Annotated in this window: 27 protein-coding genes; 9 read left to right on the forward strand and 18 right to left on the reverse strand. The window is 68.2% G+C overall.

Annotated elements, in window-relative coordinates:
* Positions 1-57 precede the first annotated feature (57 nt).
* Positions 58-1434 (forward strand): FAD-binding oxidoreductase, encoded by a 1377-nt coding sequence (locus tag BM417_RS19250; protein WP_093595573.1) that lies wholly within the window; start codon positions 58-60, stop codon positions 1432-1434.
* Here the strand turns inward: BM417_RS19250 and BM417_RS19255 are convergent.
* From BM417_RS19255 to BM417_RS19295, 10 genes are all read right to left on the reverse strand, one after another.
* Complete coding sequence (locus BM417_RS19255) at positions 1431-2864, reverse strand: amidohydrolase family protein (RefSeq protein ID WP_093595575.1); 1434 nt, start codon at positions 2862-2864, stop codon at positions 1431-1433. The genes BM417_RS19250 and BM417_RS19255 overlap by 4 nt on opposite strands.
* A gap of 34 nt (positions 2865-2898) precedes the next feature.
* Positions 2899-3099, reverse strand: a complete 201-nt coding sequence (locus BM417_RS19260; RefSeq protein ID WP_143138707.1) for a hypothetical protein — start codon at positions 3097-3099, stop codon at positions 2899-2901.
* Positions 3100-3102: 3 nt separating this feature from the next.
* Positions 3103-4248, reverse strand: a complete 1146-nt coding sequence (locus BM417_RS19265) for a glycoside hydrolase family 18 protein (RefSeq protein ID WP_093595580.1) — start codon at positions 4246-4248, stop codon at positions 3103-3105.
* Between the two features lie 38 nt (positions 4249-4286).
* Positions 4287-4856 carry a TetR/AcrR family transcriptional regulator gene (locus tag BM417_RS49870; RefSeq protein WP_177320488.1) on the reverse strand — a complete coding sequence of 190 codons (570 nt, stop codon included), beginning with the start codon at positions 4854-4856 and terminating at the stop codon, positions 4287-4289.
* Entirely contained in the window at positions 4799-6079 is a 1281-nt protein-coding gene (locus BM417_RS19275; protein ID WP_093595585.1) for an FAD-dependent monooxygenase, read from the reverse strand. Before BM417_RS19275 ends, BM417_RS49870 begins: the two co-directional genes overlap by 58 nt.
* A gap of 78 nt (positions 6080-6157) precedes the next feature.
* Complete coding sequence (locus BM417_RS19280; protein ID WP_245822029.1) at positions 6158-6874, reverse strand: DedA family protein; 717 nt, start codon at positions 6872-6874, stop codon at positions 6158-6160.
* Between the two features lie 23 nt (positions 6875-6897).
* A complete protein-coding gene (locus BM417_RS46850) occupies positions 6898-7092 on the reverse strand; it encodes a hypothetical protein (protein WP_143138708.1) in 195 nt (64 codons plus the stop codon).
* 4 nt (positions 7093-7096) lie between these two features.
* On the reverse strand, positions 7097-8248 hold the full coding sequence (gene nagA / locus BM417_RS19285) for an N-acetylglucosamine-6-phosphate deacetylase (protein ID WP_093595587.1): 1152 nt from the start codon (positions 8246-8248) through the stop codon (positions 7097-7099).
* Entirely contained in the window at positions 8248-9156 is a 909-nt protein-coding gene (locus tag BM417_RS19290) for an ROK family protein (protein ID WP_245822003.1), read from the reverse strand. Before BM417_RS19290 ends, nagA begins: the two co-directional genes overlap by 1 nt.
* Positions 9157-9297: 141 nt before the next feature.
* Positions 9298-9861, reverse strand: coding sequence for a SigE family RNA polymerase sigma factor (locus BM417_RS19295; protein ID WP_093595593.1), 564 nt, complete (start codon positions 9859-9861; stop codon positions 9298-9300).
* Positions 9862-9901: 40 nt separating this feature from the next.
* Between BM417_RS19295 and BM417_RS19300 the strand changes: the two genes are divergently transcribed.
* The gene (locus BM417_RS19300) at positions 9902-10183 is read left to right on the forward strand and encodes a YciI family protein (RefSeq protein WP_093595595.1); all 282 of its coding nucleotides are present in this window, start codon (positions 9902-9904) and stop codon (positions 10181-10183) included.
* A gap of 70 nt (positions 10184-10253) precedes the next feature.
* Here the strand turns inward: BM417_RS19300 and BM417_RS19305 are convergent, their stop codons facing one another.
* Positions 10254-11105, reverse strand: coding sequence for an SDR family oxidoreductase (locus BM417_RS19305; RefSeq protein WP_093595598.1), 852 nt, complete (start codon positions 11103-11105; stop codon positions 10254-10256).
* A 45-nt stretch (positions 11106-11150) separates the two neighbouring features.
* The gene (locus tag BM417_RS19310; protein ID WP_093595601.1) at positions 11151-12077 is read right to left on the reverse strand and encodes an aldo/keto reductase; all 927 of its coding nucleotides are present in this window, start codon (positions 12075-12077) and stop codon (positions 11151-11153) included.
* A gap of 38 nt (positions 12078-12115) precedes the next feature.
* Between BM417_RS19310 and BM417_RS19315 the strand changes: the two genes are divergently transcribed.
* Positions 12116-12889 (forward strand): TIGR03620 family F420-dependent LLM class oxidoreductase, encoded by a 774-nt coding sequence (locus tag BM417_RS19315; RefSeq protein ID WP_093595604.1) that lies wholly within the window; start codon positions 12116-12118, stop codon positions 12887-12889.
* Here BM417_RS19315 and BM417_RS19320 read toward each other — a convergent pair.
* Positions 12879-13163: a DUF427 domain-containing protein gene (locus tag BM417_RS19320; protein WP_093595607.1), complete on the reverse strand. Its 285-nt coding sequence runs from the start codon at positions 13161-13163 to the stop codon at positions 12879-12881. The two genes, BM417_RS19315 and BM417_RS19320, sit on opposite strands and share 11 nt — an antisense overlap.
* Before the next feature lie 157 nt (positions 13164-13320).
* On the opposite strand from BM417_RS19320, the gene fbaA reads away from it, so the two are divergent.
* On the forward strand, positions 13321-14355 hold the full coding sequence (gene fbaA / locus BM417_RS19325; protein ID WP_093595610.1) for a class II fructose-bisphosphate aldolase: 1035 nt from the start codon (positions 13321-13323) through the stop codon (positions 14353-14355).
* Positions 14356-14403: 48 nt separating this feature from the next.
* On the opposite strand, the gene BM417_RS19330 is transcribed toward fbaA, so the two are convergent.
* Complete coding sequence (locus BM417_RS19330) at positions 14404-15237, reverse strand: SDR family oxidoreductase (RefSeq protein WP_093596266.1); 834 nt, start codon at positions 15235-15237, stop codon at positions 14404-14406.
* A gap of 84 nt (positions 15238-15321) precedes the next feature.
* Here BM417_RS19330 and BM417_RS19335 point away from each other — a divergent pair, with 84 nt between their 5' ends.
* Entirely contained in the window at positions 15322-15693 is a 372-nt protein-coding gene (locus BM417_RS19335; protein ID WP_093595613.1) for a winged helix-turn-helix transcriptional regulator, read from the forward strand.
* Here the strand turns inward: BM417_RS19335 and BM417_RS19340 are convergent.
* A complete protein-coding gene (locus BM417_RS19340; RefSeq protein WP_093595615.1) occupies positions 15673-16788 on the reverse strand; it encodes a hypothetical protein in 1116 nt (371 codons plus the stop codon). The two genes, BM417_RS19335 and BM417_RS19340, sit on opposite strands and share 21 nt — an antisense overlap.
* Before the next feature lie 136 nt (positions 16789-16924).
* On the opposite strand from BM417_RS19340, the gene BM417_RS49875 reads away from it, so the two are divergent.
* The 3 genes from BM417_RS49875 (at position 16925) to BM417_RS19350 (ending at position 19274) form a co-directional block, all read left to right on the forward strand.
* Positions 16925-17047 (forward strand): hypothetical protein, encoded by a 123-nt coding sequence (locus tag BM417_RS49875; RefSeq protein ID WP_281251333.1) that lies wholly within the window; start codon positions 16925-16927, stop codon positions 17045-17047.
* Between the two features lie 32 nt (positions 17048-17079).
* Positions 17080-17490, forward strand: coding sequence for a DUF3151 domain-containing protein (locus tag BM417_RS19345; RefSeq protein ID WP_093596269.1), 411 nt, complete (start codon positions 17080-17082; stop codon positions 17488-17490).
* 623 nt (positions 17491-18113) lie between these two features.
* Positions 18114-19274 (forward strand): FUSC family protein, encoded by a 1161-nt coding sequence (locus BM417_RS19350; RefSeq protein ID WP_093596272.1) that lies wholly within the window; start codon positions 18114-18116, stop codon positions 19272-19274.
* 159 nt (positions 19275-19433) lie between these two features.
* Here BM417_RS19350 and BM417_RS19360 read toward each other — a convergent pair whose 3' ends face one another.
* On the reverse strand, positions 19434-20063 hold the full coding sequence (locus BM417_RS19360) for an HNH endonuclease family protein (RefSeq protein ID WP_093595621.1): 630 nt from the start codon (positions 20061-20063) through the stop codon (positions 19434-19436).
* A gap of 105 nt (positions 20064-20168) precedes the next feature.
* Positions 20169-20777, reverse strand: coding sequence for a hypothetical protein (locus BM417_RS19365; protein WP_245822004.1), 609 nt, complete (start codon positions 20775-20777; stop codon positions 20169-20171).
* A 110-nt stretch (positions 20778-20887) separates the two neighbouring features.
* On the opposite strand from BM417_RS19365, the gene BM417_RS19370 reads away from it, so the two are divergent.
* Entirely contained in the window at positions 20888-22177 is a 1290-nt protein-coding gene (locus tag BM417_RS19370; RefSeq protein ID WP_093595627.1) for an adenylosuccinate synthase, read from the forward strand.
* Here the strand turns inward: BM417_RS19370 and BM417_RS19375 are convergent.
* Entirely contained in the window at positions 22170-24554 is a 2385-nt protein-coding gene (locus tag BM417_RS19375; RefSeq protein ID WP_143138709.1) for a M48 family metalloprotease, read from the reverse strand. The genes BM417_RS19370 and BM417_RS19375 overlap by 8 nt on opposite strands.
* Between the last annotated feature and the right edge of the window lie 96 nt (positions 24555-24650).

Genomic DNA, 24650 nt, shown 5'->3' on the forward strand with positions numbered 1-24650 from the left:
CCTGCTGAGCGTGAATTCACCGCCAATGTGCCCAGCCAGCCCACTAGCGTGGCGAGTATGGAGAGCTTGATCGCCGAACTCCGCACCGCCGTGGGCGACTCCGGTGTCCTGACCGATGCCGACGTCACCGCGAGTTACCAGCGCGACATGATGCCGTTGGCACCGCACGGCAGCCCGTTGGCGGTGGTGTTCCCGCTGAACACCGAGCAGGTCCAGGCCGTGGTGAGAGCCTGCGCGAGCCATCGCGTCCCGATCGTTCCTCGTGGCGCCGGCAGCGGGTTGTCCGGGGCCGCGAACGCCATCGAGGGCTGCGTCGTGCTGGTCACGACCAAGATGGACGCGATCGTGGAGATCGACACCGACAACCGCCTGGCCGTCGTCGAGCCCGGCGTGGTCAACCTCGACCTGCGCGGCGCCGTCGAGAAGGACGGCCTGTTCTACCCGCCGGACCCGAGCAGCTACGACTGGTGCACGATCGGCGGCAACCTCTCCACCAACGCCGGTGGCCTGTGCTGCGTGAAGTACGGCGTGACCACCGACTCGGTGCTCGGCCTGGAGGTCGTGCTGGCCGACGGCGAGGTGTTGCGCACCGGCCGCCGCACGGTCAAGGGCGTCGCGGGCTACGACCTCACCAAGCTCTTCATCGGTTCCGAGGGCACGCTCGGCGTGATCACCAAGGCCACGCTCGCCCTCAAGCCCCTCCCGCAGGCACCCGCCACGCTGGTCGCCGCGTTCAGCAGCACCGCCACGGCCGGCGCCGCGGTCAGCCGGATCGTCCGCGAGGGCCTGGTGCCGTCCCTGATGGAGATCATGGACCGCACCTCGATCGAGGCCGTCGAGCAGTACCTGAAGACCGAGCTCGGCGCCGGGCCCGGTTGCGCGGCGTTGCTGATCTGCCAGTCCGACGCGGGCGGCGAGCAGGCCAGGCACGAGCTCCAGAAGATCGAGGAGATCTGCCTGGAGGCCGACCTCGTCTACGCGACCCACGACGTCAACGAGGGCCGCGACCTGCTGACCGCGCGCCGGGCCGTGCTCACCGCGCTCGAGGTCTACGGCTCGTGGCTGACGGACGACGTGTGCGTGCCTCGCACCCGCATCGCCGAGCTCATCCAGGGCTGCGAGGACATCGCCGCGGAGGTCGGCCTGAAGATCGCCGTCGTCGGCCACGCGGGCGACGGCAACATGCACCCGACGATCGTCTACGACCCCGCCGACGCCGACCAGCTCGCGCGCGCCCGGAAGGCGTTCGACGACATCCTCGCGGTCGGGCTCTCGCTCGGCGGCACGGTCACCGGCGAGCACGGCATCGGCAAGATCAAGCGCGAGTGGCTGGCGAAGGAGATCGGGCCGGTCGGGCTCCGGGTCCACCGCGAGATCAAACGCGCGCTGGACCCGGAGAACCTGTTCAACCCCGGTTCGATGTTCAGCCTTTAGCAACAGGCGCTTACGGCCGTGGGGAACGGTTCCTGAGCGGCCTTCTCCACGTCCGCGAGCATCTTCTGCCGTTCGGCCGGCCCGAGGACCTTGCCTCGGGTCAGCACGGTGTGGAGCCGTTGCGTGTTGCGGATGTCCTTGAGCGGATTGCCGTCCAGCACGACGAGGTTCGCGGCCACACCGGGCTTCACCGCGGCGTCCCGCGTGCCGGCCTTCAGCGCCGCCTTGGGTGACAGGCCCGCCTCGACCAGCAGTTCCAGCTCGTCGTGCACGGAGAAACCGGGGAACGTGTACGGGTTGCCCGCGTCCGTGCCGGCCAGGACCTCGACGCCGTGAGCGTGCATCTCGGCGACCTGGTCCATGCGTCGTCGCAGGAACTCGGCCTGGTGCCTGATCTCCTGCTCGGTCACCGGAGCCCAGTTCTTCAGCCCGTCGCGCCAGAAGTCCCGGTAGAACGCGGGCATGTACTTCATCCGCGGGTCGTTCGCGAACCGGTCCAGCGGGCTGGCGAACACCCGCATCGCGACCATCGTCGGGACCAGGGCGGAGTTGTTGCGCTGCAACCGCTTCGCGAGTTGTGCGGCCTTGGCTCGGCTGTGCGACAGGGCTGCCTGCCGTTCGAACTCCAGCACCTGCCGGAACCACGCGAACGAGTTCGCCGGATCGAGCGGCAGGTCCGCGATCGCCTGGCGCAGCTGGGTTTCCCTCGTGCTCGTGGCGAGCGGGAGGCCGTACATGTGCTCGAACGTGCGCTGCCCCAGGTCACTCGCGTCACCCAGCGCCACGTGGTTCGAGCAGTGCCCGGCGAACGTGATGGCCTGCTTCGAGCATTCGTCCGCGATGGCCGCGAGCGTCGGACGGTCCAGGTACGAGTAGACCTTCACGAAGTCCGCGCCCTGCGTCTTCGCGTCCCGCACGGCCTGACGCCCCTCGTCGGGCGTGCTGACGATCAACGCGCCGGGCAGCGTCGAGTGCGGGCCGTCGATGATCGTGCTGCCGACGACCAGTTCAGGCCCGAGGACCTCGCCGCGCTCGATCCGTTCGCGCAGCTCGTAGATCGGCGGGAATCCCCACATCTCGCGGATGCCCGTCACGCCGTTCGCCAGGCACAGCGGCAACGTGATCCGGTCCATGTACGCGCCGTGCACGTGCATGTCCCACAGGCCGGGGATAACGAACTTGCCGGCGAGATCCAGCACCGTGGAGCCGCGCGGCAACGGCAGGTCGCACGAGCCGACCGCGAGAACCTCGTTGTCCGCCAGCACGATCGTCGTGCCAGAACGAACGCCGGACGAGTCGATGAGCGTGACGTCGCGCAACGCGGTGACGCCCACGGAGGCACTGGCACGGCCGGGCAGCAGGCCGATGCCCGCCGCCGCACCGAGTCCGGCCAGCCATCCCAGCACTTCACGTCGAGTGGTGTCGGTCATGCCGTTCAACCAACACCTTGACGTTACGTGAGACTCAAATCCTTTCGAGGACCTCGCGTGCGTCGGACGCCCACAGCGGGCTGGCGCACAGCTCGACGAGATCGGGCACCAGCGCCGCGCGTTGCTCGGGATCCAGTCTCTCGGCGACGTACTTCAGGGCGGCCGACACCTGCCACGCGTCCCGGCTTCGCAAAGCCTGGCGCAGCAACGCGATTCGGTTCTCTGCCTGATGCATCACCTAGCGGGACATGGCCTTCAGCAGCGAGTACTGGGCGTCGTCGTGCCCGAGCTCCCACATGAACGTGCCGAGCAGACCACGCGCGCGAGCGAAGTCCGCGCGGATCCCGATCGACCGCGGGTTCTCGTACGACACGAACTTCTTCTCGGCCGCGTTGTACAGCCACGGCGACTGCGCGACCGGGTGCCAGTACTCCCTCCAGCCCGGCGTCGCCTTCAGCCTCAACGCCTCGTCGTAGCCGTCGACCCAGAACGCGCTGTCGTAGGCCTGGTAGAGGCCGTGCTGCGGGCCTTCGGTCTTCACGTTGAAGCCACGGCCGTAGAACGGCGTGCCGAGCACCATCTTGCGTGGCGAGACGCCGTGCCGTTGGTAGTAGTCGATGGCACCGACGACGTTGTTCCACTTGCGGTCGGCGGCGGGCATCGGGTCGTTGGCGACCTCGCGGAAACCGGCGTTGAACGTGGACACGGGCGAGAAACCGGTGCCCAGGTCGTAGGTCATGACGTTGATGAAGTCCATGATCTGCGACAGCTCGCGCAGCTCGAACGACTTCGCCACGTCGTACGGTCCGTCGGTCTGCAGGCGGCCGGCGGGCAGCGCGGCGGTGACGAGCTTGCGCGAGCCCAGCGCCTTGCGGAAGTCGCGGGTCAGCAGCGTCATGTTGCGCTTGTCCGCGGGACGATCCGTGATCTCCGTCGGACCGCCGTAGACCGGGAACTCCCAGTCGATGTCGATGCCGTCGAAGGTCCCGTCCTCGAAGAAAAGGTCCACACAGGACTGAACGAGCGTCTTGCGCGAGGCCGGAGTCAGTGCCGCGTCGGAGAACCCGCCCGCACCCCAGCCGCCCAGTGAGATCAGCGCCTTCAACGAGGGCTTGCGCTTCTTGAGATCCCGGATGTCCGCGAAGTCCTTGGCCGCGGTCTCCGCCGGCATCACGCACTTGCCGTTGTCGATGAGCGCGAACGCGTAGAACAGGTGCGTGATCGGTGTGGTCGAGGGGATCGACGAGATCGGCTTCGAGCCGCTGTACCAGTTGCCGTAGTAGGCGCCGACGATCTTCTTGGGCGAGGCATCGGCGACACCGATGCCAACTGAGACGGACAGCGCGGCCAGGGTGACCGCCACTCCCTTGCGGAACAACGACATCGGTGGCCTCCACCCAGGTGGTCCAGACCACTAGCAACCTAGGGCCGATAGCCGACCTGGTGCAACACCTTGTGGAGGTAGGTCTCCAGTTCTTCCGGGGTGTTGTGTTCCGGGCGAGTCAGTGCGCGGTAGAAAAGCGCACCTCCGGCCATGTCCACGACCACGTCCAGATCGGTACCGGGCGGAAAACCGGAACGCACCAGGTCCTTGAGCACCGCCCGGCGCGGTGCGATGAAGAGCTCCCAGTACCGCCGCATCAACCCGAAGTTGTCCGCCGACGCGCCGATGATCCGGCGCAGCAACTGGACCGCCTCGCCCGTCGACATCAGCGCGGCCCAGCCCTTGATGATCTCCTCCTCCGAGGAGACGGCCATCCGCGCGGGATCGAGCGCCGCGACGTCGCGCGGCAGCTCGATCACGCTGAACAGCAGTTCCTCCTTGGTGGCGAACCGGCGGTAGACCGTCGCGCGGGTGACGCCCGCGCGTTTGGCCACCTGCTCGATCGACGTGCCGTCGAGGCCGCGTTCCAGGAACAGCTCGAAGGCCGCCGTCAGGATCGCGTTGTCAGCCTCGGGGTCGCGGGGGCGCCCAGCACTTCGTTCAGCCACGCAGAAAGCCTCTCCGGGGAAGACGGACCGCGCCACGCCAGGTGCCCGTCGGGACGCACCAGCAGCGTGTCGCCGGCGCGTTCATGGTGCACGACGTCCCCGAGTCGTTCCCGCGCCACCTCCAGGCACCCGGTGGGCCCCGCCAGCACCCACCGGCCGACCCTGGCGAACGCCGGCACCCGCGGCCCGCCCACCGGCCCCGAGTAGCGGACGCCGAGCTGCGAGGTGAACCGGATGAGACCGCGCTGCACCGGCGGGAGGCCCAGCAGCGGGAACAACAGGCCGCGCGCCACCCTCGCCACGCGCCCGGAGCCCATCGAGATCCGCGTCGCCGGCGTGGTCGACCCGAGCACTTTCGCGGCGACCGGCCGCCGTTCGGACTCGTAGGTGTCGAGCAACGACGCGGCAGCCCTGCCCCGCACCACCAGCGCGAGCTTCCACGCGAGGTTCTCCGCGTCACCGAGACCGGTGTTCATGCCCTGCCCGCCCAGCGGGCTGTGGATGTGCGCGGCGTCGCCGGCCAGCAGGACGTTGCCGCGCCGGTAGGCCGAGGCCAGCCGCCGGTGGATGCGGAACGTCGACTCCCAGTCCACGGCACCGATCGGCCCCGGCGTCCACCGCCCGCCGTCCGGCGACATGACCCGCCAGAGATCGTCGCCGGGCAGCGGGAAGATCGCCGTCAGGTGTCCCTGCTCGAGGTAGACGTGCACCGACGACCGGTCGAGGTCCCAGCCGGCGTGCAGGTCGCGCAGCAGGAAGTTCTCCATCACCGCCTCGCCGTCGAACGAGATCCCCGCGATCTTGCGCACCGCCGAGTGCGCGCCGTCGCAGCCGACCAGCCAGTCGTCGCCGCGCACCCGGACCGACGCGACCGGCGTGTTCCACTCGACGGCAACCCCCAGCTCGGACAGCCGGTCCCGCAGCCGTTGCTCCACCCACGTCTGCGACGCGATCAACGCCCCCGCGTCGCGCATCGGCGCCAGGTCGAGCCGCTTCTTCCCGTTGACGCGCAGCGCCTCCATCCGGATCGCCTTCTCCGGCAGGTCGCCCAGCGCACCCAGCCTCGCCAGCACCTCCGCGCCGCGTGGCTGCACCCCCAGCGCCCGTGACGTCGTGGCCGGCCCGTCCGCCGCGTCCACGACCCGCACTTCGTCCACCCCGAACTGCCGGAGTCCGCACGCCAGCGCCAAGCCGGTCGGACCCGCCCCCGCAACGATGACCATATGAATACAATACAGCTCTGTATTCTAACTGTGCCAGCAAAAAGCCCGCCTGCCGGAGCAAGCGGGCTTCGGTGCTGGTCAGCGCTCCACGCGGGGGATGACCTGCGTCGAGTCGTCCTGGAGCTGCGCCTGCATGACCTGGGTGATGTCGTCCGCCTCTTCCTGCAGGAGCGACTTCTTCTCCTTGCGCGCCTTGATCACCTCGATGATGATCGGCACGATCGACAGGAAGACGATGGCGAGCAGCGTGATCTCGAGGTTGTTCTTGATGAACGAGACCTGGCCGAGGAAGTAGCCCAGGATCGTCAGACCCGCGGCCCACGCCACGCCGCCGATCGCGGAGTACGTGAAGTACTTCTTCGGGTCCATCTTGCCGACACCGGCCATCGCCGTGATGAACGTGCGGACGATCGGCACGAACCGGGCGAGGACGATGGCGCGCGCGCCGTACTTGTCGAAGAACTCCTGCGTCTTGTCGACGTACTCCTTCTTGAAGATCTTCGACTCCGGCTTGCTGAACAGCGCCGGACCGGCCTTCACGCCGATGTAGTAGCCGGCGACGTTGCCGACGAACGCGCACACGGTCAGCAGCACACAGACGAGCCAGAGCGGGGTGTCGATGGTGCCCGCCGCGACGAAGAGACCCGCCGTGAACAGCAGCGAGTCGCCGGGCAGGAAGAAACCGACGAGGAGCCCGCACTCCGCGAAGATGATGAGGCACAACCCGATGAGCATGTACGGGCCGAGCCCGTTCAGCAGAACGGTGGGGTCCAGCCAGTCAGGGCCCAATGCAATCGTCACGGCGACAACGGTACAGGTCAGCTCAGGGTGATCACTGCGGCCACCGTGCCCGCTGCCAGGCCCAACAGCAGCGCGAGGCCCAGCACCCACCACGCGGACATGGGTGCGGGACGCTCGTCGTCAATTGGGACAGGTACGGCAAATCCGGCATTCGTGCTGGTCGCCTGCGCCCGCAACGCGTCGGTCACCAGTCGTTCCGGATCGTTCGCCATCCACCTATTCCTTGACCCACTCGCCCCTGACCATCACGTCCCTCGGCTTCAATTCTGCATCGAGGACGACGATGTCCGCAGCTAGCCCGGCTTCGAGCTTGCCCGTGTCGAGGCCGAGCAGCTCGGCGCCACGGGTCGAGGCGGCGTGCGTGGCCTCCACGAGCGACAGTCCGCACGAGTTGACGGCGTTGCGGAACGCCATGTCCATCGTGAGCGTGCTGCCCGCCAGAGAAGCGCCTCCTGCCAACGTTGGCACTCCGTCGACCACGCGCACTTCCAGGCCGCCGATGTCGTACACGCCGTCGCCCACGCTCGCCGCCGCGATGGCGTCGGTGATGAGGACGGTGCGCTTCAGGCCCGCGTGGCGCGCGGCGAGGCGGACGGCGGTCGGGTGCAGGTGCACCAGGTCGCAGATGAGCTCGACGGTCACGCGTTCGTCGTCCAGCAGCGCGCCGATCGGGCCGGGCTCGCGGTGGTGCAGCGGGCGCATGCCGTTGAACAGGTGCGTCGCCACCGACGCACCGGCGTCGACGGCGGGCCTGACCTGCGCCTCGGTCGCGTCGGTGTGGCCGATGGCGGCGATGACGTTGTTGTCCACGAGCTGACGCACGGCGTTGACGGCGCCCTCCAGCTCGGGCGCGATGGTGACCATGCGGATGGTGCCCTTGCCCGCGTCGAGCAGCTTCGCCACCGCGGTCTGTTCCGGCGGGCACAGGATCGCCGGGTCGTGCGCGCCGCAGCGGGCGGCGGACAGGAACGGGCCTTCGAGGTGAACGCCCGCGACGACGCCTTCCTGCACGAGCTCGGCCAGCGCGGACACCTGGTCAGCCAGTTCCGGCACGGGACGCGTGACCAGCGAGGCCAGCACCGTCGTGGTGCCGTGCCTGCGGTGCGCCGCCGCTGCCTTGCGGACCTTCTCCGGGTCGCTGCTGGTGAACGCGGCACCGCCACCGCCGTGGCAGTGGATGTCGACGAATCCGGGCACGATCGTGCAACCGCTGACGTCGGTCGTCTGGCCGTCGGGCGCGGCGCCTTCGCCGACCCCGGCGATCCTGCCGTCCCGGACGCTGACCCACCCGTTCTCGAGCACTCCGCCCGGCGTGACGACCCGACCCCCGGTCAGGATCACGTCGACAGGTCCACCCCACGTGCTCATCACGCCTCCAGCGTGTCGATGGCCAGCAGCGCCGCGCCGAGGAAGCCCGCCTCGTCGCCGAGCGCCGCGAGCCGAAGCTCCGGTCGGCGCTGGAAGGCGATCAGCCCGTCCAGCCTTTCCCTCAGGGGCTCCACCAGCAGGTCTCCTGCGAGTGCGAGCCCACCGCCGAGCACGACGGCCTCCGGACCGAGCAGCGTCGCCAGCACCAGGATCCCCCTGGCGAGCGCGTCCACGGCCTCGTGCCACACGGCGACTGCGTCCTGCTCCCCGTCCCGGACCCTGAGTGCGACCTCAGCGGCGCCTTTGACGGGGATGCCGGTACGTGCGGTGTACCGGCGGGCGATCGCCGCGGAGGACGCCACTGTCTCCACGCAGCCGATCTGGCCACAGGCGCAGGGCACGCCGTGGCCGACGTTCACATGTCCGATCTCACCCGCGTAGCCCTCGCCGCTGTAGATCTTCCCGTCCAGCAGCAACGCGCCGGCGATGCCGGTGCCGATGGGCATGATCACCGCGTTGCGCAGGTCCCTGGCGGCACCCATGCGGCATTCGGCCAGGCCCGCGGCGCGCACGTCGTGGCCGAACGCGACGGGCAGGCCCAGCCGTTCGGTGAGGACGGTGCTGAACGGGAACTGGCTCCACGGCAGGTTCGTCGTGTACACGCCGACGCCGTTCGCCTCGTCCACGATGCCCGGCGCCACGATCCCCACGGCGTCGATCTCGTGCTCGGAGGCGTTGCCGAGCTCGGTGACGAGCTCGGCGATGACGTCGAGGAGCGGCTCCAGCTCGCCGGGAGTCGCCCGGCGGGCGTGCTTCTGCGCCGCCACCGACTCCCGGGTCCCGGTGACCAGTGCCGCCTTGGTTTCGGTGCCACCGATGTCAACGGCGACCACGTGTCTGCGTGCCACGGGAACTGATCCTGCGGCATGGGAGGCCTATTGGTCTATACCAAGTACCGATTTGGGCGCGTGGTCTTACGAGCTGAAACCGCCCGCACCGGACGAAACGGCTTCAGCTGGGGAGACGGTGAAGTTTGCTTACTGTTGTGACTACCCGGCCATGATCTTCTGAAGGGCGTCGAGCGCACGGGACGCCGTCGACTTCACGGTGCCCTTCGAGATGCCGGTGGCCTCGGCGATCTCCGCCTCGGACAGGTCGCCGTAGTAGCGCAGCACGAGCACCTCGCGCTGCCGCGGCGGGAGCTGCTGCAACGCCTTGACCACGGCCTGGTGCTCCGCGGTCAGCATCGCCAGCGACTCGGCCGAACGTGCGTTCGCCACGTGCGGCGGGATGTAGTCGCGGGCCGTCTTGCGGCGGCGCAGCACGCTGCGGGAGCCGTTGACCACGGCCGTGCGGAGGTAGCCGACGGCAGCCTGTGCGTCGCGCAGGCCCTTCCAGTTGCGGTGCAGACCGGCGAAAGCCTCCTGCACCACGTCCTCGGCTGTGGACGGCTCGTCCACGAGCAGCAGCGCGAGCCTCACGAGGCGCATGCGGTGCTGCTTGTACAGGTCTTCGAGCGTGAGGGGCCCTGTGGGAGGTCCTGCGACGCCGTCCTTGATTCGCAGGTTGGTCAGGGTGTCCTGCACGGTGCGCGGGGTTTCTTCGCCAACCACAAGGTAGGACGGTACCGGTCACCGTCGCTACGGTGGTCGCATGGCCCGCTTTGCAGTCGAATTGGTGTTCGGTCCCGACAGTGAGAAGCGTCTCGCGGTACGCCCGGCGCACCGCGAGTACATCGCCTCTCTCGCCGAGAAGGGCGTGGTCCTCGCCGCAGGTCCGTACGCGGACGACACCGGCGCGTTGATCATCTACGAGGCGGCGGACGAGGCCTCGCTGAAGGAGATCCTCTCCGCCGACCCCTACACGCCGGCGAACGTGATCACGAAGTGGGAGATCCGCGTCTGGAACGCCCTGCTCGGGTCGTGGCTCCAGTGACACGGCCGCGCCCCGGCGCGGCGGCGAGTTCGTCGTCAAGTCGGTCGTCCGGCCGACACGAACTCGCGGATCAGCGGGCAGCGGCCTGACCGCCCGGTCCGACCAGCCCTGACGTGTCACTCGCGGCCATCTGCCTGTCCGCGTCGGCCACGTCCTCGACCGCCTGGCGGTCCACGACCATCGGCGTGAACGCGCGGAAGTACTTCAGAACGCCGACCCAGCCGGGGACGTGGACCGCCTTCGACCGCTTCTCGATGCCCCTGACCACGGCCTTGCCGACGTTGCGGACGGGGTACTTCTTGCCGGCCACGCCCGGCATGCCCTTGCGCAGCCTGCCGAAGACCGGGTGCTCGTCGGCGCTGTTGACCATGTCCGTGGAGATCCACGAGAAGTACGCGGTGCCGACGTCGACGCCCAGGTGCCTGACCTCGGCCCGCAGGCTGTCCGCAAACGCTTCGCAGCCCGCCTTCGCCGCCGAGTAGGCCGCGTTGCCGGGGATGTGGACGATCGCGGCGAGCGACGAGACGACCAGGCAGTAGCCGCGGCTGCGAATCAGGTGCGGCAGCGCCGTGCGGACCGTGCGCCACACACCTAGCAGGTTGACCTCGATGACCCGTTCGAACGCCTTCGGGTCCATGGAGCGCACGAACCCGGTGGCCGCGATGCCCGCGTTCGCCACCACGACGTCGATGCCGCCGAAGTGGGCCACGACCTCGTTCATGACGCGGTCGAGCGCGTCCCAGTCGGTGACATCTGCTTCCCACGCCTTGCCGCCGGTCTGTCGCGCGACCTCTTCGAGCTGGGCCTTCTCCAGCCCTACGAGCGCGAGACGAGCCCCGCGCGTGGCCAGTTGCCTCGCCACCTCGGCGCCGATGCCCCTGGCCGCGCCGGTGATCAGTACCACCTTGCCCGTGACGTCCATGCTCGTCACGGTAACGCAACCTACTCCCGGTAAGCTACTGGCAAGTTAAATTGCGCTCAGACGGTCCACCTCGGCCTGGCTGAGCTCCAGGGTCAGCACCGCGAGCAGGTCGCTGAGCTGCTCCAACGTGCGCGCGGACGCGATCGGCGCGGCCACCGTCGGCTGCTGGGCGAGCCACGCGAGGGCGACCGACGCGACCGAGGTCTCGTGCGTCTCGGCCAGCTCGTCGAGCACTTCGAGGACCTGCAGACCGTGCTCGTCGAGGAACTTCGAGGCGGCGCCGGCTCGTGCGCTCTGAACCTCGACGCCCGGCCGGTACTTGCCGCTCAGGAAGCCCTTGGCGAGCGACGAGTACGTCAGGGTGGCGAGGCCGAGCCTCGCCACGGTGTCCTGGAGCTCGCCCTCGAACTTGGCGCGGCTGACCAGGCTGTACTCGGGCTGCAACGCCACGAACTTCGCGAAGCCCTCGCGTTCCTGGATCTCCAGCGCCTTCGCCAGCCGGTCGGCGGAGAAGTTGGACGCCGCGATGTGACGGACCTTGCCGTCGCGGACGAGCTGGTCGTAGGCGGCCAGCGTCTCCTCGAGCGGCGTGTTCAGGTCGTCGAGGTGGTTGTAGTAGAGGTCGATGTGGTCGACGCCGAGCCGCTTCAGCGAGCGTTCGGCGGCGGTCAGCACCGTGTCGCGCTTCTGGTTGTTGAAACCGGCGAGCATGCCGACCTTCGTCGCCACCACGATCTGGTCGCGGTCGCTCCGCCCGGCCAGCCACCTGCCGATGATCGTCTCCGACTCGCCGCCGGAGTTGCCTTCGCCCCAGGCCGAGTACACGTCGGCGGTGTCGACGAAGTTCCCGCCCGCCTCGGTGTAGGCGTCGAGCACTGCGAACGACTGGTCCTCGTCAGCGGTCCAGCCGAACACGTTGCCGCCCAGGCAGAGGCGGGACACGTTCAGGTCAGTGGTGCTCAAGATCGGCATACTGCGAAAGGTAGTACGCCGCGGCGATTGGAGTTCGGATGCTGGGAACGTTCGGGGTATGGGGCTCGCACCACGAGTGGGCCGGGAGGATCGGCGAGATCGAGGCGCTCGGCTACGGGGCGTTCTGGATCGGCGGATCGCCGGACATCTCCCTGGTCGGGCAGGCGCTGGACTCCACGAAGTCGATCACGATCGCGACCGGCATCGTCAACGTGTGGCAGTCGGAGCCGGAGGTCGTCGCCGCCGAGTTCCGCCGGCTCGCCAGTGACAGGTTCCTGCTCGGCGTCGGTGTCGGTCACCGCCAGCTCGACCAGGCCTACGAGAAGCCCTACGACAAGCTCGTGTCCTACCTCGACCGGCTCGACGTGCCCGCCGACCGGCTGGTGCTCGCCGCGCTCGGGCCGAAGGTGTTGAAGCTCGCCGCCGACCGGACCGCCGGCGCCCACCCGTACCTCGTGCCGGTCGAGCACACGGCCGAGGCCCGCAAGGTGCTCGGCGACAAGCTCCTCGCGCCCGAGGTGACCGTGGTCGTCGAAGAAGACGCGGAAGCCGCTCGGGCCATCGCGCGCGAGAAGCTCTCGTTCTACTTCTCGCTCACCAACTACACGAACAACTGGCGGCGGTACGGGTTCACCGAGGAGGACGTGAAGGGATCGGACCGCCTGCTCGACGCGCTGGTGGCGCACGGCAGCCCGGACCAGGTGGCCGCGAAGCTGCGTGCGCACATCGACGCCGGCGCCGACCACGTGGCCGTCCAGTCGCTGAACGGCCACCACGCGGAACTGGCCGACGCCCTCGGGCTCAAGCGCTGATCTCGACGCCCTTCCAGAACGCCACGCGGCCCTTGATCTGCGCCGCCGCCTCCTTCGGCTCGGCGTAGTACCAGGCCGCGTTGGCGTTCTCGGTGCCGTCGACGTGCAACGAGTAGTAGTTCGCGTCGCCCTTCCACGGGCAGTGCGAGGTGTGCTCGGTCGGCTTCAGCACGGCCGGATCGACGGACTCCAGCGGGAAGTAGTGGTTGCCTTCGACCACGACGGTGTCGTCGCTCGAAGCGATGATCTTGCCGTTCCACTGAGCGGTTGCCATGTCATCCACTATGCCCGTACCGGCGAGTAGCGCGGACCGCCTGGTCAACTGGTACTTGATCGATCACTCTGTGAGGACGGCCACCGAGTTGGCCCCGTGACACAGCCTCGTAGGATGCGGACTGACACCCGTTCAGGGCGCCTGAGGAGGACCACCGATGCCCATCGCAACTCCCGAGGTCTACGCGGAGATGCTGGACCGGGCCAAGGCGAACGAGTTCGCCTACCCCGCCATCAACGTCACGTCGTCGGAGACGCTCAACGCGGCTCTGCGCGGCTTCGCCGAGGCTGAGAGCGACGGCATCATCCAGGTCTCGACCGGCGGTGCCGAGTTCGCCTCGGGCACCAAGGTCAAGGACATGGTGACCGGCGCCGTGGCGCTCGCGGAGTTCGCGCACGTCGTCGCGGCCAAGTACCCCGTGAACATCGCGCTGCACACCGACCACTGCCCGAAGGACAAGCTCGACGGGTACGTGCGTCCGCTGATCGCCATCAGCCAGGAGCGCGTCGACAAGGGCGGCAACCCGCTCTTCCAGTCGCACATGTGGGACGGCTCGGCCGTCGCGCTGGACGAGAACCTCCAGATCGCGAGCGAGCTGCTCGACCTGTCCGCCAAGGCGAAGCTCGTCCTCGAGATCGAGGTCGGCGTCGTCGGTGGCGAGGAGGACGGCGTCGACAACGAGATCAACGACAAGCTCTACACGACGCCCGAGGACTACCTGAAGACCGTCGAGGCCCTCGGCGCCGGCGAGAAGGGTCGCTACCTGCTGGCCGCGACCTTCGGCAACGTGCACGGCGTCTACAAGCCGGGCAACGTGAAGCTGCGCCCGGAGATCCTCAAGCAGGGCCAGGACGTCGTGGCGGAGAAGCTCGGCCTCGCGGCCGGCTCGAAGCCGTTCGACCTGGTCTTCCACGGCGGCTCCGGCTCGCTGCTCGAGGAGATCCACGAGGCCGTGTCGTACGGCGTCATCAAGATGAACATCGACACGGACACGCAGTACGCGTTCACCCGTCCGATCGCGGCGCACATGTTCGCGAACTACGACGGCGTGCTGAAGATCGACGGCGAGGTCGGCAACAAGAAGGCCTACGACCCGCGCAGCTACCTCAAGGCCGCCGAGACGGCCATGGGCGCGCGCATCGCGCAGGCGTGCGAGCACCTCAAGTCGTCGGGCCGCATGATCGCGGGCTGACAGCGGTTGTGAGAAGGGCCCCGGCTTCGTGCCGGGGCCCTTCTTGTTTCAGCGGAAGGCTTCGACGTTGCGTCCGGCCCAGTCGGCGAACGTGTGCGGTGCGCGGCCGAGGACTTCTTCCACGTCCGGGCTGACGCGCTGCTCGTGCTCAGTCGGCGCGCCGAGGATGTCCAGGGTGTCGTCGGCGAGCTCTCCCGGCATCAGATCTTCCAGACCGGCCTTGGCCTCGGCACGGGTCAGCTCGTGGAACCGCACCGGTTCGCCCAGGGCCGCCGTGATGGCCGCGGTCTGCTCGCGCGGCGTGATCACCTCGGGGCCGGTCAGCTCGTACACGCCGCCGTCGTGCCGCTGGTCCGTCAGGCAGGCCGCCGCGACCTCGGCGATGTCCAGCGGGTCGAGGATCGGCAGTCCGACGTCGCCGAACGGCGCGGCGACCGTCCTTCGTGCGCGGACGGATTCGGCCCACCACAACGCGTTCGACGCGAAGCCGCCCGGCCGCAGGATCGACCAGTCCAGCCCGGAGTCGCGGACGACGTCCTCCAGTTCGCGCGTCGCGATCCGCGTCGGGCCGAACGGCCTCGTCGCCACGCCCTGCGTGGACAGCAGGACGATCCGCCGCACGCCGCTCGCCTTCGCGTGTCCGACGACGTCGGCCGGAACCGCCCCGACGGCGTGCAGATCTCCGGACAGCAGCACGAACAACGCCTTCGCTCCTGCCAGTGGGAGCGAGTCGGGACGGGCGAGGTCGGCCTGCACGTGCCGGACGCCCCGCGGCACCTCCGCCGCGTGCCGCGACACGGCCGTCACCTGCTCGCCGGCCTCCGCCAGCGCCCTCGTCAGCGGCCTGCCGATGTTCCCGGTGGCACCGGTCACCACGATCATGTCCAGCTCCTTCGTCGATGTGGGCACGACGCTAGGAACCGGGCTTACATTTCGTAAGGACGTACCTCTGGGTAAGCTCCGGACATGGCGGTCGGAGCTCAGTTCACGCGCCCCGAGAACAACGGGCGCTATGACGTGTTTCACACCAACTGCCCCGCGCGCGAGATGGTCGACCACGTCACCAGCCGCTGGGGCATCTGGGTGCTGATCTCGTTGCAGACCAACGACCTGAGGTTCTTCGAGCTGCGCGACGGCATTCAGGGCATCAGCGAGAAGATGCTGTCCCAGACCCTGCGCGGGCTCGTCGAGGACGGCCTGATCTGGCGGAAGGTCGAGCCGACGACCCCGCCCCAGGTCACCTACGGGTTGACCGAGTTCGGGCGGGACGTCGGCGAGCCGCTGGCCGATCTGTTCGGCCGGATCACCACCAGGTTGTCAGCCGAGCTTCAGTCTTGACGCGATCAGCTGTGTTTCCGGTCGATGGATCACCATGTCCCCGACCGTCCACAGCACCGCCAGCAGCACGGCCGTGACCGCCGCCGACGAGAACGAGATGGGCGGCCCCCACAGGTACTCCTGCTGGAACCAGATGCCGACGTACCCGACCGTCGTGACGGCCGCCGACCCGAGCACCGCCGCGGCCGGCGTGGGCATCTTGATCACGTGCGCCGCGTCGATCGCGAGCCCGACCAGGATCAGGAACAACGGCACGGCGGACTTCGGGAAGTCGATCCCGGCGAGCAACGGCCAGATCAGGCACCGGTACGCGACGTAGCCGGTGGCGACCATCGTGGCAGCCCACGGCCATTCGATCGTCCGCCGGGCGATGACCAGCACGATCGCCGCCGCGACCAGTCCCCACACCGGGTAGACCCAGTCCGCGATGGGCAGCGCGAAGTGCACGACCGCCTCGCGTCCGACCGGCACGCCCAGCTGGTCCGCGGCGAACTGCAACAGGATCGGCTCGGCCTCGGCCTTACCGCTGTCCCAGGCCTGCAACGCGCGCACGCCGTACTCCTGGTGCTGGTTGGGGAACCAGACGTTCTCCAGGAAGAAGAACCACAGGGCCGTCAGGCCGAGGGTTCGCGCGTTGCCTGCGGGGTAGTACTTCATCCAGCCGCGGATGGCGCCGGCCAGCATCACGGCCGTGCCCAGGTAGAGCAGCGCGTGTGAGCCGCTCCAGCTAGTGATGTCCAGTCCGTTGATGCGGTGGTTGATGATGTCGATCGGCAGGGCGATGAGGAAGATCCCGCTTCCGACCTGCATCAACCGGATGGTCAGCTTGTCGCCGCCGTACCCGGTGAACGTGTGGAACAACGTCAGCCCGACCACGATGACCGTGCCGACCGTGTTGATCAGGTGCGGCGGCGCGAGATCGTCGCGCAACCACTTGAAGTGCCACGAGACGTCCCACGACGACCCGATCAACTTGAGCAGGAGACCGACGAGCCACAGCTGGTAGAGCTGCTTCGTGAGCGCCGCCGGTGTCTCCCTGCCGGGCGCGCCCCGCTCCCAGTACTGGTCCCGGAACTGCCTAACCCCCTGAATCATCCGAACATCATGAGCGCCGCTCGGGTGTCCAGGTAGGGCGAACGTCCCTGGTTTTACCCTGATGTTTCCAATTCGTGTGCACGATGGAGTGAACGAAGTTGAACTTCGGTGGGAGGGATCGGCAAGGTGCTCGGCCATGAGCTCTGACGGTTACGACGACAGGTACAAGGCGACCACGAAGCAGCGGATCATCGCCGGGGTGCTTGTCACCGTGCTGATGCTGGCCGTTGTGGCGGCCGTCATGAGGATGTTCATCTAGCTGGGTTCTGGGGATGCGGCACGATGGGGCGCATGGTTGAGAACCTCCTCGGGCCCGAGCCGACTCGTCTTCCCGAACGCTCTGAGGCGCAGGCTGCTGCTGATGGCGGTACTGATCCTGCCAAGATCGTTCGGGCTTATCCGGATTTTTCTGAGGCTTGGGCGTTGCTGGCTGAGCGTGCCCTTCATTCGGGCGACCCTGTCGCTGCTTACGCCTATGCGCGTACCGGGTACCACCGTGGGCTTGACCAGCTGCGGCGGTCCGGGTGGAAGGGTTTTGGGCCTGTGCCCTGGTCGCACCGGCCCAACCAGGGGTTTTTGAGGGCGCTTGCCGCGCTTGCGCTGGCTGCTCGGGAGATTGGCGAGGATGAGGAGTGGGAGCGTTGCTCGAAGTTCCTCGCTGACTCGGATCCTGAGGCGCCGGCCGCGTTGGGGCTGAACTGATGATCTTGTCTGATCTTGTCGGACCCTTTGAGTACGTTGTGATGTAGGGGTTCCCAGATCGGGGGGACGCCTGCGTCAGCGTGGTCGCCTTGCTTGCGGCGGGTTCTGTCCTTGGCGGTCCCTGGCTTGTGGCCTGCGGCTTTGCGGGGTGGTCACCTTGCGGGCGGCCGGCTTGCGTTGCGTGCATCCCCTGGGGGCTCTGCCCCCAGACCCCCGGCAATCTGATCGGGGGAGGGCGCCGCCTGCGGGTTGATGGCACGCCTGTTGCTTTGGGCGGCTGCCTGTTGCGTAGTTGGCTTGCGTTGGCGGTGGGGTCCCGTCACGAGCCGCACCAGGAGCGGGCCACATGCAGGTAGGGGTGTCAAGCGGGCGAAAAGCGTGCCCGCTTGACACCCCTACCTGCATGCAGCAAGAGCTATGGCGCGACTCGTGACGGGACCCCACCGCCTGGCCCGTTCGGTAGGACGGCTCGCCTTCGGCATCGCGTTCGAGCAGGGGTGTGTGTTGTGAGGTTGCTTGCCTCTGGGCAAGGAAATGCCTGGCCGTTGGTTGTGCGGGTTGTGGCTGGTGGTCGTTGGTTCGAGACTGGCGGCTTGCAGGTGTCGCAGCGGGCGGGGTGAGTGGTGGGCGCGGTCAAGGAAGCGGTCGGGCGTGGGCTTGGCCGGTGGCGCGGGGCCGCGTTGCCGATCGTCCAAAGTGCCCTGTCCGCTGGGCTTGCCTGGCTTGTGGCGACTTTTGTCATCGGGCACCAGCATCCGTTTTTCGCGCCGATCGCCGCTGTTGTGTGCCTTGGGGTTTCGCTGGGGCAGCGGTTGCGGCGTGTTGGTGAGCTTGTTGTCGGCGTTTCGGTCGGTGTCGGTGTCGGGGACGCGCTGATCAGCTGGATTGGCAGCGGGCCCTGGCAGATCGCGCTTGTCGTCGGGCTGGCCATGTCGGCCGCTGTGTTGTTGGACGGCGGGTCGGTCATCGCGTTGCAGGCTGGGAGCAGCGCTGTTCTCGTGGCCACGTTGCTGCCGCCCAGCGCTGGTGGTGGGTTCGATCGGATGATCGACGCGTTGACCGGCGGGCTCGTCGGGTTGGCTGTGGCGGCGCTCATCCCGGCCAACCCCGTCACGGTGGCGCAGCGGCAGTTGAAGGCGCTCACGAACACGCTGAGCTTGGCGTTGCGGAACCTCGCGGAGGCCCTGGAGGAGAAGGACTCGGTCAAGGCCGCTGGGGTGCTTGCCGAGTTGCGGACCAGCCAGTCGACGATCGACGACTACAAGTCGGCGTTGCAGACCGGGAGTGAGATCGCGCGGATCGCGCCCATTCGGTGGCGGTCCAAGGACGAGCTCAAGCGGTATCAGGCTGCTGCCGGGCCGGTGGACTACGCGATTCGGAACACTCGGGTGCTCGCGCGGCGGGCGATGGCGGCGTTGAAGGCCGACGAGGGGATTCCGGACGGGGTGCCGGACGTGCTCAAGGACTACGCGGACGCCGTGGACTGCCTGAAGGGTGAGTTGGAGAAGGGGCAGGAGCCCAAGAAGACTCGGGAGGCCGTGCGGGACGCCGCGCGGGTGCTGACCGCGCGGCGTCTCGGCGGGGACGGGTTCTCGTCCAAGGTCGTGCTGGCGCAGATCCGGAGTGTCGCGGTGGACCTGCTGCAGGCGACCGGGCTGAACCGGAGTGAGGCGATGGAGGCGTTGCCGCCTCTCAGCCCTCCGGCCGGTTCAACAGGCCCAGCAGAAGAGAGTGCACCTGTTCGTGATCGCGAGGATCAGACAGGACGCACGAAGCACCCGTGATCGCGTACCACTCTTCCGCGCCCTCGTAGCGGACCAGTGCGCGGAGCTTTCCGTCGTCGGAGAGTTCTGTGCACAGTTCCAGGTCGCCTGTCACGACGCCGACCTCGTCGGTCATCACGCCGCCTGGGCCCGCTACGAACAGCGCGGAGAGTGAGGCCATCAGCAGGTACCGAGCATGCTTGTCAACGCCGCCTTTTCAGCCGAGTCCAGTTTGAGGTTGTACCGGTACTTGGTGTGTACCCACATTTTGGCGTACGTGCAGTAGTAGGACGTCAGCGGCGGCTTCCAGGTGCCGGGGTCCTGGTCGCCCTTGGACTGGTTGACGTTGTCGGTCACCGCGATGAGCTGCGGGCCCGACATGTCGTTGGCGAACGCCTGGCGCTGCGGCGTGGTCCAGCTGCTCGCTCCTGACCTCCAGGCCTGCGCCAGCGGCACGATGTGGTCGATGTCCACGTCGGAGGCCGCGGTCCACGTCGCGCCGTCGTACGGCGAGAACCAGCGGCCCGACGTGGCGGCGCACGACGAGTTGGTCACCACGTTCGTGCCGTCGCGCTTCAGCACGGCCTCGCGGGTGTTGCAGGTTCCCGACTGGGTGATCCAGTGCGGGAACAGGTCGCGTGAATAGCCCGTCATCGAGCCCTCGGTGGCGACCGTCAGGCCGGCCAATTCGGACTTCGCGGTGGCGGCGCTGGGGATGTTCGGCGGTGTCGCGAGTGCAGGGGAAACAAAACCAATGGTGAGAGCTGCTGCGGCAACTAAAACACCAATGGTTTGGTTAACTTTTGACATCGTCCCGACCTTCCTTGTTGGAAAGTGATCGGGACCTACCCTCAGTCACATTATGAAATTAGGCAATGCCTTCGTGTGACACTCAAGTGAATGACAGGCGCACGCCTAGAGGCCTCGGACGAGCCTCAAGTCCTCGGTGTGGCGGTACCAGGTCCACTTGTCGACCGGGCGCGGGTGCTTGTGGCCGTCCAGGACCGCGGTCGTGGGGAGGCAGCCGAGCTGGAACGCGCGCGGGCGGCTGACGCGGATCCTGGAGCCGATGAGGCGCTTGTTGATGATCCGGATCTGGAGGCCGAGACCGCCGTCCGGGTCGGGCGTGCACTCGATCCGGCTGGCCTGGCCGCGCAGCACGTTGTCCGCGTCGCTGTAACCAACGCCACGAACCGGGGACAACACGCCGAGGCCCATCAGCACTCCGCCGACGTCGTCGCGGACGAGTGGAACGGGATCTACGTCACCGTTCAGGGCGATGTCCAGGGCCCGCGCGGGATCGGTCGAAAGCCCCCAAAGCGCGGCAACGGACGAATCGGCGACCGGCACGTAGCCCAGTGCCACCGAGCCGAGCTTTTCCTTGCGCAGCAACCTCAACGCCACGGCCGCGAGGTCTGCGTCGGTGCCCACGACGACGAGCCGTTCGGCGTCCAGATGTCGATCTACGTGGTCCTTGCCGGGGCGGGTGGGAACCACCTGCACGTCGTCACGTTGAGCGATCATTGGCGACTGCGTGTTTCCGCAGGCCAACACGATTCCGCGCACGGTCATCTCCTGGTCTACCCTCACGTACCGGCATTCGCTTGAACCAGTCCAAGTGCTTGGAGTTTCACATGCCGGCCGTCGTGCTGATCGGTGCCCAGTGGGGCGATGAGGGCAAGGGCAAGGCCACCGACATCCTCGGTGAGCGTGTCCAGTGGATCGTTCGCTACCAGGGCGGCAACAACGCGGGTCACACCGTCGTCCTTCCGGACGGTCAGAAGTTCGCCCTGCACCTCATCCCGTCCGGCATCCTCACGCCCGGAGTGAAGAACGTGATCGGCAACGGTGTCGTGGTCGACCCCGGCGTGCTGCTCACGGAGCTCGCGGGCCTGGAGGAGAAGGGCGTCGACACCAGCGGTCTGCTGATCTCGTCGGACGCGCACTTGATCATGCCGTACCACGTGGCCATCGACAAGGTGACCGAGCGCTACCTGGGCAAGGCCAAGATCGGTACGACCGGCCGCGGCATCGGGCCCGCCTACCAGGACAAGCTGGCCCGCGTCGGCGTCCGCGTGCAGGACCTGCTGGACGAGAAGATCCTCCGGCAGAAGGTCGAGGCCGCCCTGGACTTCAAGAACCAGGTGCTGGTCAAGGTCTACAACCGCAAGGCGCTCGACCCCGAGCAGGTCGTCGACCAGGTGCTGGAGCACGGTCAGCACTTCGTGCACCGCATCGCCGACACCCGCCTGCTGCTCAACCAGGCGCTCGACCGCGACGAGATCGTGGTGCTGGAGGGCTCGCAGGGCACGCTGCTCGACGTCGACCACGGCACCTACCCGTTCGTCACGTCGTCGAACCCGACCTCGGGTGGCGCGACCGTCGGTTCCGGTGTCGGCCCGACCCGCATCAGCACCGTGATCGGCATCCTGAAGGCGTACACGACCCGCGTCGGCTCCGGTCCCTTCCCGACCGAGCTCAACGACGACATGGGCGAGTACCTGCGCAAGCAGGGCGGTGAGTTCGGTGTCACCACCGGACGTTCGCGCCGCACCGGCTGGTTCGACGCCGTGATCGCCCGCTACGCCTCGCGCGTCAACGGCATCACCGACTACTTCCTCACGAAGCTCGACGTGCTGTCGGGCCTCGAGAAGGTGCCGGTCTGCGTCGCGTACGAAGTGGACGGTCGCCGCACCGACGAGATGCCGATGACGCAGACCGACGTGCACCACGCCGTCCCGGTCTACGAAGAGCTGCCGGGCTGGTTCGAGGACATCTCGTCGTGCCGCACGTTCGACGAGCTCCCGGCGAACGCCAAGGCGTACGTCGAGTACCTCGAGAGCATCATCGGCGCCCGCGTCTCGGCGATCGGCGTCGGCCCCGGCCGCGACCAGACGATCGTGCGCCACGACGTGCTCAGCTGATCGCTCGTTTCTGGGCCTCGATCAGCGCGGTCTGCGTGACCTCCAGCTGGTCGAGGCCCTTCAGGAACTCGGCTGCCATCGAACCGTCGTCCTTGCCCGCGTCCCGGAACACGACGAGGCACGAGCGCGTGCCGTTCTCCATGGCCCGCAACCCTTCCGTCCACGTCGTGGCGATCTTCGCGTCCGGCGGCAGCGGGAAGGGCTCGCGCAGCACGGGCCCGAGCTCCGCGCACCCGGCCGCGATCGCCGCCGGGTCCGCGGCCCGCACGCCCGCGAACACCTTGTCCTGGGCCCGCACCACGGCCATCATCCGGTCCCAGCCGCCACCGAAGATCCACGTGTTCACGGCCTCGTCGGTGTCGATCTTCGTCTCCGTCGGGGGCGCCGGCTGCAACTGCGTCGCCGTCGATGCCGCGTGGGGCCACCAAGCCGCCACCGCGACACCCAGGACCGCGATTCCGGCCGCCCAGATCGGCCCTGAGCGGGCGTAGCCGCGCTGAAGGCCGTAACCACCCGCGACGAGTGCCGCGAGGGTTCCCAGGACCGGCAGGACCTGGTGCGGCCGCGTCGCGAGGACGCTGTCGACCTCGGACCCGTTCAGGTGCGTCAGCCAGATCGCCGCCGTCCCCGCCAGCCCGATCAGCCACGCCGTGAGCAACGCGGCCACCCGGTCCACCCGTGTCACCGCCACCGCGACCAGTTGCACGGCCACGACGGCGACGATCTGCCAGGCCGTGGCCTCCAACGGCGTTCCGGCCGAGCCGAGCAGCGCCACCGCGGCGGCGGCGAGCACGCCGCCGAGCACCCCGGCGAGCGCGGCGAACCGGGGGAACTCGCGGCGCAGCACCAGCGGCACCAGCCACAGCAACGCCAGTGCCACCACCGTGGGCACCCGGTTGAAGTTCAGCAGGAACGGAAGGGCCACGGCCTTCGTCACGGAGGCGTCGATCAGGTCCATCACCGGCACGATGTTGTTGCGCCACAACGTCTCCGCCACGCGGATCTCGTTGAACCAGCCCAGCAGCGTGTACGTGACCACGGCGATCGAAAGCCCGAGGAACCAGCCGTGCCAGCGGGTGCGCACGAGCGTGGCGCAGTACCCGGCCCAGATCGTCACGAGCGTCCCGGTGCCGGCCAGAGCGATCGAGGCGATGACGCCGTGCGGAGTGATCGGGAGGAAGTTCTGCGCGTCCAGCCGGTCGCCGAGCATCAGGCTGAGCCCCACGGCCAGTCCTGGCAACGCGAACGTGCCGCGCCGGGGGCCGAAAGCCGCACCGCGCCAGGCGATCAGGCCGATGAGCCCGGCCACCACCACGGCCCAGGCGATCCGCATGACCAGGAACGACTCGTTGCCCTCGTGGTACCAGGTCAGCTCGCGCAACCCGGCCACCGCGTGCCACCAGGCGATCTGCACGGCGAGCGCGCTGCCGAACGTCTCCCAGAAACCCGGTCGCAGCAACGACTTCGGGTCGCGCATGACGGCCTGGCGACTGGCGGGCGCGGGGTGGTGGCCCAGCCAGCGGCGGAACCGGCTGGACGGCAACAGCAGCCGGTACGGGGCGGGGTCGCCCGTCCACCGCGCCACCAGCGCGTCCGCGTGCTTCTCACGAGCCCTCAGCACGCCGACGCGCGCGCCGAACACGAGCAACACCAGCACGGTCAGGCCCCAGATCTGGGCGTAGGAGACGTAACCGACCGGCATCGGCCTGAACAGCGTGATCACGTACGGTGCCAGGATCGCGACGACGAAAGCACGCCAGATCGCCAGCGTCGCGTAGGTGATCGAGACGTCGTTGCGGACGTGCGCGAGCTCGTGCAGCACGATGGCGCGGAACGACTCGGGTTCGATGCGGCGCAACGCCACCATGCCGACGTTGAGCGCGACGTACTTGCGGCGATGGGTGCCGAACGCGACGCCGCCCGCGCGGGTGTTCGCCCGGTCGAGCAGGAACGTCGGTGCTTTCGAGAGCCCTGCCTCCGCGACCAGTTCGGCGAGCGGCTCGAGGAGTTCCTCCGGAACGGGGGCCAGGTTTCGCCGGTACCGCAACCACGCCGGGCGCAGCGCGTAGATCAGCGATGCCACCGCGAAGAGCAGCACCAGCCCGCCGGCGAGCCACAGAGCACGGCTACCGAGGAACGCCGCCATGCACGCCCGATAACCGTCCCATTTGGACTCGTCGGGATCGACCGCGAACGTCGACGTGAGGTAGAGGCCCGACCGCACCTGGCAGCGGGCCTCGTCGAGCGAAGTGGCGGCCCACCACACGGACGCGTACCGGCCGAAGACGTACAACGTGGTCGCGACCGCCAGCAGCACCAGCGACGCGAATCGCAGCGTGGTCCCCGAAGGCACCCTGCGTCTGTCCCCCTCTTCCATGCCTGCATGTTGATCGTCGCGGGCCGTGCTGTCACTAAGCCGTTGGCGGGAAATATGTCCGTGTGGGGAACATCTCCATGTCCGACGCATTTTCAC

This window comes from Lentzea waywayandensis (genome assembly GCF_900115955.1).
In the GTDB taxonomy this organism is placed as follows: Bacteria; Actinomycetota; Actinomycetes; order Mycobacteriales; family Pseudonocardiaceae; genus Lentzea; species Lentzea waywayandensis.